A 12,478-nucleotide genomic window follows, 5' to 3' on the forward strand; every position below is an offset into this window, starting at 1 on the left:
AAAACCTCACTTGATTTCCGTGACCAAAATCACTTCATGCAATGATAAAGAAAATTGACACATGAACACTATCTGACTTTATTGCTCAAAGGCGGGTTAGACTATCTAATCATAACCATTTTTCAGCTAGCTTTTTGCTGATATGCTGTTTTAGCGAAACGAGTAATATTTGAAACAACTCTAAAATAATTTGGTGCACGTCGCAATTCGCTAACGGTTATACAAAGCAGTAACCGAACAAATACTTCAGGAGGAAACGGCTAATGAATTCTGATGTTTGGTTCAGGGCGGGCATCATTATCATATATGGCTCGTCTATAGATGCCTCTCCTCATAGCCATCATGCAATTCAACTTGCGTGGCCTCGGTCTAATTGTGGTTGTACATTCGATAATAAGGAAATTAATACTGCAGTAGTTATTGATTCTAACACTCAGCATCAGTTAAAAATGGATGAGGGGTGGATCTTACTAGTCGAACCCTCCAGTGAGTTAGGTGTTGCATTGAAAAAAAAGTTGGAAGGAAGGCCATCAAGGCGATTTGAAGGCTCAAGTCTCTCTTTCAACCATCCAAAAAACAGTCGTGATTTGATGGAACACCTATCTTCACTATTTGAAAGTCTAGGTCTCTCGACCATGTTAGCGCTTTTCAATCAAACACAAACAACAGACCCTCGCATTAGGACGTTACTGATTGAACTCTCTCAATGCTTAGACGGACAATGTCTAAAACCAAACCATTGGAGAGCATCAGATGTTGCTAAAAAGCTTGCTCTATCGGAAAGTCGATTTCTCCATTTGTTTAGTGAGGAACTAGGCATTCCCTGGCGCCCCTACCTGTTGTGGTGTCGAATGATATGTGCGGTAAGAGCGATATTAAAAGGAGCATCAGCGACAGACGCGGCATACATGGCAGGTTTCTCTGACAGCTCGCACTTGAGCCGAAGTTTTAGAAAAATGTTTGGAATGACAATTCGCCAAGCAAAGAGCGTTTTTCAAGAAAGTTAGCCAGTTTATTCAATTCTTATCTTCTCCTTTTGTTTACTCTCTATAGTGTATCAAATAGAGGAGATATTCATGAATTTGGTCTCTAAAAAATATTTACAAGAAACAACAATGCTAGATTTTAAGCACCCAGACATCCAAGAACTAGTTGAGAGAAAAGAGTGGAATAAGCTTTCTCAGTACGAGGCTATTGGTGCAATTTACAAGTATGTCCGAGATGAAATTCAATTCGGTTATAACAAAGATGATCGCTTAGCAGCGAGTCAAGTGCTAAGAGACGGCTACGGGCAATGTAATACCAAAGGTACTTTATTGATGGCATTGTTACGTGCAGTAGGTATTGCAACACGCTTCCATGGTTTTACTATTTTTAACGAACTGCAGCGAGGAGCGATACCGAACTACCTATTTGTGCTCGCGCCAGAACGTATCATTCATAGTTGGGTAGAAGTCTATCAGAAAGAGCGCTGGATTAATCTAGAAGGCTATATTTTAGATAGTGATTACTTAAAACAGGTGCAAAACAGATTCGCTGAAGTTAATGAATCATTCGCAGGCTACGGAATTTCTACCAAATGTTTATCCAATCCTAGTATTGATTGGAAAGGAGAAGATACCTATATACAAAGTGAAGGGATTGCCGACGACTTTGGCGTTTTTTCGCAACCCGACGACTTCTACTCTATACATGGTAGTAACTTGTCAGGTATAAAAAAAGTGCTATTTCAATATGCTCTCCGCCACTTAATGAACTGGAATGTAAATAACATACGAACAAAAGGGATTTCAAACATCCGATAGACTAATATAACTTGCCGCATAATCACTACATAATTGCAACCTGAATACAACTTAAGGCAATAGCTCTTTGACGTCACACCCCAAAACCTCAGCGAGTTGATAGGCTTTTTCTAGTGTTATGTTGACTTCACCACGCTCTATTCGTCCCGCATAGCTACGATCGACATCAGCTAATAACGCCATTTTATCTTGTGACATTCCAAGTGACTTGCGCTTATCTCGTAATTTCATACCAAATTGAATAGCTAAGTCTTTCATTTTTAACCCCGTTAAAAAGAAAGACTATCCAAAGTTGCGGCTTATAAAGCCACGGATTATAATCCTCATTTATTGATATGCAGCTTTCCAAGCTTACAGAGTTAGCAACAAAGATCATCTTTGCGAGAAATTAATGTCAAAACCATCCATCAAGATTAACGATCAGATAAATTCAATTCTCAGAAATGAAAACTTTGACGATTTCAGTGTGACACAGTTACGTGACGCATATTTAGCTAAATCTTCAATAATCGTAGAGCCCATTGAGGCTCGCAAATATGTTTACAGGCAAATTCATAGGCTAGTTAAGAAAGGTATACTGCTAAAAAAAGGAACTAAGAACTCCAAAACACTTGTATACCAAAAATCTGAGCTATTTTATAGCACTCACTTCATCGCCCAAAGCTCAACTGTAGGTAAACAGATTCATTCAAAAAATGTTGACACAGCAGTCCAACAACTTGAAAAACGCCTCAAAGAATCTGAAATTGATCTACTCACTAGCATTGGCGAGTCAGAAGAATATATGAGGTTGTATCAATCCTTCCCAGAAATGAAAACACATCTTGAATCCAAGTATCTACAAGCCCGGGAAAATAGCTCAAAACTACTCGGGCAAATCCGAGCAATTAAATCTGTTATCGCCGAACAGCAAAAGTAACCATTATGCAACTAAGACAATGGCAATCAGAGTGCATCAATCGTGCTCTAGAGCACTTTAATACTCAAAATAAGCACTTCCTTTGTTTAGCGACTCCAGGAGCTGGTAAGACGATAATGGCTTCAGAAGTCGCTGCTCAACTACTTAAAGAAGACCTAATCGATTTTGTGCTTTGCTTTTCACCTTCGATAAATATATCTCAAGGTATCAAATATACTTTTTCGAAACGGCTAGAATGTCGTTTCGATGGTGTTATCGGTGCCGTTGGTTGCTCTTATACTTATCAAAGTATGCTGTCATTCAACGAAGATTTTTGGCAGCTACTAAACCGGAATCGAGTGCTTGTCATTTTTGACGAGATCCACCATTGCTCAGGCAGCACTCTAGAAGATGCTAATGCGTGGGGAGAAGAGATCTTACTGAATATTCAAAACCAAGCCGAATATACTTTAGCGTTGACTGGTACTCCGTGGCGCTCAGATCAAGCACCGATAGCTTTATCACGTTATACAGACCCTGACAACCAGATACAGTGTGATTATATCTACGGTTTAAAGGAAGCAATTACAGACGGTGTGTGCCGAAGCCCAAAAGTCGTATTAATTGATAATAAAAGAATTTCGGTTACTGACGAAAAAAACGAAACAAAGACGTTTAATAGTCTGGATGCTCTATTCAGAGGCTCATCAATTTCTTATCAATCGGTCATCAAAAATGATGTAGCCATTCGGCATGCCCTTACACTGGCGACTAACAAGCTCGATGATATAAGACTGCACAACCCTAATGCTGCTGGACTAGTCGTTGCATCATCGATTGAGCATGCCACATACATTTTGAATCTTCTCAGAAATGAGTATTCGCAAACTGCTGAAATTGTTACCTATAAAGAACAACACCCCTCAGTTAAAATCAATGAGTTTAAAAACAGTCCTACAAATTGGATTGTGAGTGTTGGCATGATTAGCGAGGGAACGGACATTCCTCGTCTGCAAGTATGTTGTCACCTAAGCAGAATCAAAACTGAGCTCTATTTTAGACAAGTTTTGGGCAGAATATTACGTAAAAACAAAAGTAAAAACCAAGAAGCCTGGCTATACACATTCGCTGTGCCGGAGCTTGTCGAATTTGCTAACCGAATAGCAGAAGAGATACCTGATAAGCCAGTGGTATTTGGTCTGTCAAAAGATACTGAAATAATACAAAGCAAAGCTACGCGCTTCACTTTGCAATCGAAAGACATGCCATCAACAGCTATGAAAAAACTACAACTTGGACAAGCCTACCTTGATGAGCAAATGACATCACATCTGGCAGAGCAGGTATCAACAGCCCACTCAAGACCTGAAGCACCTTTGTCATTTGAGCTTCTCGGTGGTTTTAGAGAAAAGGTCGTTTCAACCTTCAACTCACCGTTCTAAGCCCTCACAGCAAAGTATGCCACTACATCAGAGCTTATCTAGTTTATTTTGGACACAAATGAACCACAGCTTTTGCTAAATTAGCGCCTAACAGACAATCTAAGGTATTGCAAATCCTCTTATTGATTGGCCAAAATCACACATCCACTACAGGTATCACAGGTTAACGTTCAGCTATATAGTCGCAAAGCTTGAAATGAAGGCGGTTACCTTATTCTCTGAACGACATCCACATAACAATCCCTTCCCAAGCAGTACTTGAACTAAAACTAATTAGTATATCAATATAGTATCGATACTATTTTTAAAATATTATAAAACAACCCCTTGTAACGAATTAGTATCTCTCCAATACTTCTAACTGCGAGTCAGCGTTTTCACTGCGATCACCAAGGCTTGCTGCCCACGCGACCTTCTTGGTGATTTCTGGGCGCTCTTCACGCCACAAAAAATCCAGTTCTTGTTTTAGTTTGTTAAACCCTTCTCGGGTGACAATTTGAGTTCGCATATACCTAAACTCGTATTCCTTTTAGCCTGGCTTGAACGCCACGTCATTTATCTCTATTGATATTGGCATGCAATATAGCATACTCGCTGCCTACTGCGACTAGGGTAAGCTTGGCGACCACCATGCAGTAAACAACAAAAAGAGCGAGGAAATGTCATTAATGTGATCGCGATTACGCTCAGTTATAAAGCTTTGATGTCAGGTCACAACGCGATGATTTTGAGTAATTTAAGATATGCTAAAGCTCTTAAAAACCAAGTCATTTTGCTAAATCTAAAACCAGAGTCCACCAGCTTAACCACTCAGCTTTTACCCTTGCGTGTCATGTTCTGGCTACTAAAAATAGGCCTAGTACATTTTGCTGCAGACTTGTTTGGTTTATCTGCACCGCCCAAAGACATTTACCTGCTATTTGCTGCAGAAGCATTCTACCTTGCAGCCAGCTTTATCTTGCGTAACTATCAACACAAACATTGGGTTTTCATTTCTTTAGTCATCGATAGCATATTTTGGCTGATTTGGCTGCATCTCACAGGCGGCGCAACTAACGCCTTTGTCTCACTAATGCTACTACCCATTGCCATTGCTGCAGTCACTCAGCCAGCATGGGCGCCCTGGTCGCTGACCTTACTCACCACATTAGGCTATAGCTTGATGATCTACGCTATTCCCGAGCATCATATGAACCATCATGGCATGGACATGCGCTCGCACTACGTTGGTATGTGGTTTAACTACCTTATTTCAGCGCTGGTACTCACCATGTTTGTGGGCTTTATTGCCCATAAAATTCGCCAAAAAGATGCAGAGCTAAGCTACATGCGTGAATCACAGTTGCGTCAGGAAAAACTATTAGCTTTAGGCACATCCTCGGCACAAATGGCGCATCAACTCGCTACGCCACTCGCCTCATTGCAATTACTCGTCGATGACCTAAATGAAGGCGAGCAACCACAAATAATCGCCCCTGAAATGCAGCAGGCACTCAGCCGTTGTCAGCACACTTTGGATAACTTACGCCATGCCACCAACGCCATTCGCGAACAAAAACAAATAGTGATGCCAGTCACCGAGCTCGTAGGGTCAATCAAAAGCCAGGTGTTGCTGTTAATGCCTGAGTTAAACCTGGAAACTCACATCAGCGAAGCTGCGCAAACCAGTATGATAACGACCGATGTCAGTCTGATACCTGCGCTACTATCACTAATTGAAAACGGCGCTAGAGCCAGTGCCGAAAATGGCCTTGGCCATAAAGTAAGCTTTGATATTGACCAGGAAAGTGAGCAACTGTTTATCTCGGTGACAGACTATGGCAAAGGCATTGATAAAAGCTTAATCAAACAGCTCGGGCACAGAATAATTGAAGCGCCCAAAGGTATGGGCATTGCCCTGTTATTATCCCATGCTAGTTTTGAGCGCCTTGGTGGGCAGCTCATTATGAGCAGTCTTCAACAAGGCGGCGTTGAAGCTAGAGTGACATTACCCGTGTATGAAAAATAAAATCCTAATCATTGAAGATGACCAATCACTGGCGAATATTTTGAGTCGTCGCCTAGCCCGACATGATTTCGAAAGCCATCCGTGCACAGATGCAAGTCAAGGTTTACTGCTGGCGCGTCAGCTCAAACCTAGCCATATTCTGCTAGATATGAAACTTGCTGAGCACAATGGCCTAAACCTGATCACGCCACTTCGGAACTTGCTACCCAACAGCGTGATAGTGCTATTAACCGGTTACGCCAGCATAGCAACGGCAGTAGAAGCGATTCGCCTCGGCGCCGATAACTATCTAGCCAAGCCAGTAGACACCCAAACCTTATTAACTGCATTGACTGAAAAATCGCCATCACAACTTGGTAGTCAAGCCAATCAAGCAACAATATGCGAACCCGATGAGCAACCTCTAACCACGAAGCGTTTAGAGTGGGAGCATATTCAGCAGGTTCTCAACGCTAATGATGGCAATGTGTCTGCTACCGCAAGACAGCTCGGCATGCACAGGCGAACCTTGCAGCGCAAGCTAGCAAAAAAGCCCTGCGCAGAAAGTCGCAGCGCTATAGCTTAATGACGCTCAGGTTAAACGGTAATTAGATTTAATGGCACTTAGGCTAATTGGCAGTTTGATTTAAGCGTAGTTTTAAGTAAAAGCACTTGGGCTGGGTAGCGCTTTTGTCAAACATAGCTACTCTTAGTTCTACCTAATATGTTTCTCATGTAAAAACTTGTACAAATAAAAGGACTTATATGTACAACTCAAACCTTTTCAATATCTGTAGCTTATTGTTTAGCTCAACGCTAAAGAGTAGCTTTCTGCTCAGTGTTAGTTTACTTGTCCCGCTTGCCTGCGCTGCAAACATTACCTTTGCCAACACTTTCAAGAATCAAAATCTGCCCACTACCTACAATCAACTACATCCTCTTTATCGGTTACAACCTCTCATTATGAATCTTGACTCTGATACTAGGCAGCAATGGATCTATCTTCTGGCAACAAATGAATACTGGCTATTTGAATTTGAGCTTTGGCGCGGTGAGCCGTTAAGCATTATTCCTACGACTGTCGAGTTTGGCTCGTACTGTATTGAAGGTGAGAGCTTTTCGTTATCACCTGCATTTTTTGCCAAGTTAACAGACTATTGCCGGTCAAACCTATTTGGCCGCAGTACTATGCCTCAGCCGCTAAAGTGTAACTACCATCAAATAGCGCACCCAAGACTCAATCAAATAAGCATGCTTTACTACACATTACCAAGCAGGCTATTCATTCAGCATAGGGTTAAGCCTCAGTTACAAGTAGGTGATGGGTCTGCACCAGGGCAACTAACATTATTGCCTACAGCTCTCTATCAAGATAATGCAAGCGCTCTGATAACAATGGAACACCTATTCATTTTTCAACTCAGCTATCAAGCCGATAGTCAGCTAGCCGTAATACCAATGAACTACTACCAATGATCCAATACCATTAAGCAGCGACTATCGAACTGATATAAACATCTGGCCCAAAGCACTGCCTCGCAAAATCTGTTTAAGCATCAGCTTGATTTACTTAGCAATAAACCTCTCGGTCAATCTTTTTAACCGGCTCCTACGGGGGCTACAAATCGATACATGAGTAACAAAAATGTAGCAATATTCTACTGCTGTGATTTAATTATAGGGCGACTCTAAATTAGTGATTAAGTATGACTTAGTTTTTATACTGTTTTAAGGAGAGAACATGTCTAAAAAACTACTTGCCCTGATGATCTCAGGTATTCTTTTTGGTTGTGGCAGCAGTGATGACAGCCCTGAGCCTCAAAAAGAACCTGATCCAACCCCAGATCCAGTCACCATTACGGGTAAATTCCTAGATAGCGCAGTCATCGGTATCGGTTACACTACTGCGACTCAATCGGGAACAACCAATGAAAATGGTGAGTTTAACTATGTTGAAGGCGAAAGCGTGACGTTCGCAATTGGCGACCTAACCTTCCCTGAAACATCAGCAAAAGAAGCGGTTACCCCGCTAGATATCGCTAACACTGAAGATGTAACCAATAACCAAGTGGTTAACATGGCGCGTCTACTGCAAACGCTAGATAAAGACGGCGACCCGAGTAACGGTATTACCATCACTGAAGATGCGGCAGCCGCTGCTGAGCCAGTCGACTTTAGCCAAAGCCCTGACGAATTTGCTGCAAGTAATGCGGTAAATGCGGTTATTACTAACGGCGGTCAAGACACACCTGTTGCAGAGCTTGTATCGGAAGAAGCTGCAGTAGATCATTTAGATGACACCCTAATCGAAGAAGGTATTCAGGTAGGTATTGTTGGTACTTGGACACCCGTTGAAGATGAAAATGAACTACTTGGTTTAGTCTTCTTTGATGACGGTACTTACATTCACTATGAAGTTGACCGTAATGATGAAGAAGAAGTCTCAGGTATGGAATGGGGCACCTACTCACGCACTGCTGATGATGGCCGCGTAGTTGCCGCTCAAACTTTCGATGAAAACGGCGACACCGGTTTAACCGACTTTGTTGTGGGTGACACCACACCGCGCCTATTTGCTAACGTTAATGAACAGGGGCAATTAGTTGCGGAATTTGACGAAGATGCTGACGGTACTAACGACGGTTCTTTATCCTTCAACAAGCAAGAAAATGACGGCCTAGTCGGCACCTGGGTTGCTGAGACTATCTCTGAAAACGATGGCGAGCCAATGCCTGATGAAAACGACATTCTCGCGTTTGTATTCAATGCAGATGGTAGCTACGTTCATTTAGAAGTTGACCTAGATGACGAAACAGAAGAGTCAGGTATGGAATGGGGTACTTACACTATCGATAGTGAAAGTAACCAAATTTCAGTGTCGATTACATTCGACGCAAACGGCGACACTGGCTTTAACGACATCACTATGGAAGGTGGTCCAAACATTATGTTGAATGTGGACGGTAACCGCCTAACTGCAGATGTTGACGAAGACAACGATGGCACCGTTGATACAAAAGTGATCTTCAAACGCCAATAATCGCTTGTTAGCAATGACTTAATTCAAAGGCCACGCTCAGTCGTGGCCTTTTGTTTTGCCGCGTTTTCAGCATAAAGTTAATTGAATTGTTACAATTTCAACCCTTGCGAAATATTAAGCTAAACCATTAAATTACAGTTAGTTAGGGTGAAAAATGTGGCTTAGATTAAAAATATCACCACTGATGATAAATTTACGCTACTAGGCTGCAACAAAAGTCGCTATATTGGCTAGGGCTATAAACGATAGAACCCCTGAAAGTAAAAGGAAAAACCATGGGCCAGGAAACATCTAAAATTCTTGTTGTTGACGACGATATGCGCTTACGCTCACTACTCGAGCGTTACCTTGTTGAGCAAGGCTATCAAGTTCGCAGCGCTGCCAATGCAGAGCAAATGGATCGTTTTCTTGAGCGTGAAAACTTTCATTTAATCGTACTCGACCTAATGCTACCTGGCGAAGATGGCTTATCTATTTGCAAACGCCTACGCCAACAAGACAATGCCATCCCAATTGTCATGCTTACCGCCAAAGGCGATGAAGTTGACCGCATCATCGGCCTTGAACTTGGCGCTGACGATTACCTCCCAAAACCATTTAACCCACGTGAATTACTTGCCCGCATTAAAGCAGTCATGCGCCGTCAAACGCTTGAAGTACCAGGTGCGCCAGCGCAGCAAGAAGAAACTGTCGAATTTGGTCAGTTCTCGCTTAACCTGGCTACTCGAGAGATGTTTAATGGCGAAGAAAGTATTTCACTTACCAGTGGCGAGTTTGCAGTACTGAAAGTTTTGGTTTCACATCCACGTGAACCACTATCGCGCGACAAACTCATGAATCTTGCCCGCGGGCGTGATTATTCTGCCCTTGAGCGCTCTATTGACGTACAGGTTTCACGCCTACGCCGCTTGATTGAAGTAGATGCTGCCAACCCAAGGTACATTCAAACCGTTTGGGGTCTGGGCTACGTATTTGTGCCAGATGGCACCGCAAGATAATCCACGGCAATTATGAAGCTAAAGCTAAAATGGTGGCAACGCCTGTTGCCCCGCAGCGCTTTTAGCCAAACAGTCATGCTGATTGGCAGCTTGCTGCTGATCAACCAGCTCGTATCCTACTGGTCTGTAGCGGTTTATTTTATTAAGCCATCATACGAGCAAATCAACCAGCTGATCGCCCGCCAAATTAACATCCTATTTGTTGATGGCGTGGTGATTGACCGCGAAAACCTCACCCTAGTCGATGCGCTAAACGCCAAAGTACGCGACGATGTAATGACTATCTACAACCAGCAGCAAGCACGCCAAGCGGGGGTAGAGAATGCCACTTACTATGGTTTTTTATCCGATCAAATGTCGGTATACCTTAACGGTCCTGCCGAGGTCAGGTTCTCTCAAGACGAGCGCCTGAACGTATGGATTAAGCCTCCGCAAGCTCCGTCGGTGTGGATTAAAGTGCCACTGACTGGCATGAATGAGTCGGACTTATCTCCCCTCACCCTATACTTACTAGTTATCGGTGCGCTCAGTGTTGCTGGCGGCTGGCTGTTTGCTCGCAAGCAAAACCGTCCGCTAAAACGATTACAAAAAGCGGCAATGACCGTGTCTCAAGGAGACTTCCCTAAGCCACTTCCTCTAAACGGCTCGAGCGAAATTGTGGAAGTAACCCACGCTTTCAATCAAATGTCGCAAAGTATGCAGCAATTGGAGCAAGATAGAACCTTATTGATGGCAGGTATTTCCCATGACATCCGCACACCGCTCACACGCATCCGTTTAGCAACAGAGATGATGGGTGAAGAAGATGCCTACCTCAAAGAAGGTATCGTTGCCGACATTGAAGATATGGATGATATTATCCAACAGTTTATCGCTTATATTCGTAACGATCAGGAACACGAAAAAGAGCCGGATCAAGTCAATCGACTCATCCAAGAAATCGCTCAGCAGGAAGCTTATCGCAGCGTCAAAATCGAGTTAGACCTCAAGCAAACCTCCGACACACTGATGCACAGTGTTGCCATTAAACGTGTACTCAGTAATCTGGTTGAGAATGCCTATCGCTATGGCGAAGGCTGGGTAAAAATCAGTAGTTTTGAAAGCAGCAACTATGTCGGCTTTGATGTAGAAGATAACGGCAGCGGTATTGATGAGTCACAAATAGAGCAGCTGTTTTTACCTTTCACCCAAGGTGACAGCGCCCGTGGCAGTATCGGCTCTGGCTTAGGCTTGGCGATCATTAAACGTATTGTCGACAGGCATCAGGGCAAGATATTACTAAGCAATCGTGAGAAAGGCGGGCTAAAAGCCTCCGTATTGCTGCCAAAAAACCTGTAGCAGGGATAGACAACCTGAATTGATCATCTAGGTAAGGCTCAAACGCTGCTGATACCTTGATAAATGGAACCCACCAAAAACTGAGAGCGCCACTATGTATAACTTAATAAAAACCGCCCAGCTTGGCCTATTATTCGCGACCACAGTTAGCCTTAGCGCTCAGCTATACGCACAGGATGATTCGCCTTTTGCGGTGTCGCTCATTTCTGGAATGGAAGCCTACCCAGAGTCGCCCGATAGCTCGTTGTCACGCGGCGTTGGCGCTCGGTTAATATATAGCAACCTTCGCTATGTTGACCCATATCAACTGGGTGCCAACCATTATGACATTCGCCTAAGTTACTTTTACGAGAAAGACTCAGAGAAATACGATGAAGACCGTTATCGTGACTCGATGGACTGGAAACTAAGATACCAGCGCCCATTAATGGCCTTTGGCGACAATGACGATTACTTACTGAGTATTCACGCTCGTCATGAAGGCCATTACAACAGCCAACAACTTGAAGAGTTCGAAATGCTCACCCTTGCGGGTGTGGCGCTTGATCGCCGCTTTGGTAGCGACAATTATTATGATCTAGGTTTTGTTGCCGCCCTTGGTTACAGCAACGAAGAGAAAGACGATGATTGGCCACGGGAAAATGGCGGCCATGGTGAAGATGTACTTGGACGCAAAGGTTATGGCTACTATTTAGAGTGGAACAATGCCTACACCTTCGCCCACTCTGGTGTGCAGCTCAATGCTACCCTGCGTACTTTCCAGGGTAACTGGAAGTATGACGCTGGCCAGTTTTATGTACAGGATCAGCTAAACATCAATGTTATCGTACCTTTGGCAAACCAAAATCACCTGCTAACTTTTGCAACACAGTACATTAAACGTGACTATGAGTTAGATCTTATTGGCTTTGAAGATGTGTTATATCGCGCAGCAGCTTCGTACACTTACTACTTTTAGTTAGATTCTACT

12 protein-coding genes and 1 pseudogene are annotated in these 12,478 nt (G+C 43.2%); 11 read left to right on the plus strand and 2 right to left on the minus strand.

The window, feature by feature from the left end:
* The first annotated feature begins 263 nt into the window (after positions 1 to 263).
* Complete coding sequence (locus tag G3R49_RS19560) at positions 264 to 1,007, plus strand: helix-turn-helix domain-containing protein (protein WP_167870781.1); 744 nt, start codon at positions 264 to 266, stop codon at positions 1,005 to 1,007.
* A 69-nt stretch (positions 1,008 to 1,076) separates the two neighbouring features.
* Entirely contained in the window at positions 1,077 to 1,805 is a 729-nt protein-coding gene (locus G3R49_RS19565) for a transglutaminase family protein (protein ID WP_167870782.1), read from the plus strand.
* Positions 1,806 to 1,856: 51 nt separating this feature from the next.
* On the opposite strand, the gene G3R49_RS19570 is transcribed toward G3R49_RS19565, so the two are convergent.
* A complete protein-coding gene (locus G3R49_RS19570; RefSeq protein ID WP_167870783.1) occupies positions 1,857 to 2,063 on the minus strand; it encodes a helix-turn-helix domain-containing protein in 207 nt (68 codons plus the stop codon).
* 133 nt (positions 2,064 to 2,196) lie between these two features.
* Between G3R49_RS19570 and G3R49_RS19575 the strand changes: the two genes are divergently transcribed.
* Complete coding sequence (locus tag G3R49_RS19575) at positions 2,197 to 2,724, plus strand: response regulator (protein ID WP_167870784.1); 528 nt, start codon at positions 2,197 to 2,199, stop codon at positions 2,722 to 2,724.
* Between the two features lie 5 nt (positions 2,725 to 2,729).
* Positions 2,730 to 4,145, plus strand: a complete 1,416-nt coding sequence (locus tag G3R49_RS19580; RefSeq protein WP_167870785.1) for a DEAD/DEAH box helicase — start codon at positions 2,730 to 2,732, stop codon at positions 4,143 to 4,145.
* A gap of 361 nt (positions 4,146 to 4,506) precedes the next feature.
* On the opposite strand, the pseudogene greB reads toward G3R49_RS19580, so the two are convergent.
* Positions 4,507 to 4,653, minus strand: a pseudogene (greB, locus tag G3R49_RS19585) (transcription elongation factor GreB); the annotation flags it as partial.
* 219 nt (positions 4,654 to 4,872) lie between these two features.
* Between greB and G3R49_RS19590 the strand changes: the two are divergent.
* The 7 genes from G3R49_RS19590 (at position 4,873) to G3R49_RS19620 (ending at position 12,466) form a co-directional block, all read left to right on the plus strand.
* Positions 4,873 to 6,153 carry a sensor histidine kinase KdpD gene (locus tag G3R49_RS19590; RefSeq protein WP_245335416.1) on the plus strand — a complete coding sequence of 427 codons (1,281 nt, stop codon included), beginning with the start codon at positions 4,873 to 4,875 and terminating at the stop codon, positions 6,151 to 6,153.
* Positions 6,143 to 6,718: a response regulator transcription factor gene (locus G3R49_RS19595; RefSeq protein ID WP_167870786.1), complete on the plus strand. Its 576-nt coding sequence runs from the start codon at positions 6,143 to 6,145 to the stop codon at positions 6,716 to 6,718. Before G3R49_RS19590 ends, G3R49_RS19595 begins: the two co-directional genes overlap by 11 nt.
* Before the next feature lie 377 nt (positions 6,719 to 7,095).
* Complete coding sequence (locus G3R49_RS19600) at positions 7,096 to 7,608, plus strand: hypothetical protein (protein WP_167870787.1); 513 nt, start codon at positions 7,096 to 7,098, stop codon at positions 7,606 to 7,608.
* 265 nt (positions 7,609 to 7,873) lie between these two features.
* On the plus strand, positions 7,874 to 9,172 hold the full coding sequence (locus G3R49_RS19605; RefSeq protein WP_167870788.1) for a hypothetical protein: 1,299 nt from the start codon (positions 7,874 to 7,876) through the stop codon (positions 9,170 to 9,172).
* 275 nt (positions 9,173 to 9,447) lie between these two features.
* On the plus strand, positions 9,448 to 10,170 hold the full coding sequence (gene ompR / locus G3R49_RS19610; RefSeq protein ID WP_130600412.1) for a two-component system response regulator OmpR: 723 nt from the start codon (positions 9,448 to 9,450) through the stop codon (positions 10,168 to 10,170).
* A gap of 12 nt (positions 10,171 to 10,182) precedes the next feature.
* Positions 10,183 to 11,508 (plus strand): two-component system sensor histidine kinase EnvZ, encoded by a 1,326-nt coding sequence (envZ, locus tag G3R49_RS19615; protein ID WP_167870789.1) that lies wholly within the window; start codon positions 10,183 to 10,185, stop codon positions 11,506 to 11,508.
* Between the two features lie 94 nt (positions 11,509 to 11,602).
* Positions 11,603 to 12,466, plus strand: a complete 864-nt coding sequence (locus tag G3R49_RS19620) for a hypothetical protein (RefSeq protein WP_130600410.1) — start codon at positions 11,603 to 11,605, stop codon at positions 12,464 to 12,466.
* Positions 12,467 to 12,478: the final 12 nt, after the last annotated feature.

It is taken from the genome of Shewanella sp. WXL01 (assembly GCF_012263345.1).
In the GTDB taxonomy this organism is placed as follows: domain Bacteria; phylum Pseudomonadota; class Gammaproteobacteria; order Enterobacterales; family Shewanellaceae; genus Shewanella; species Shewanella maritima.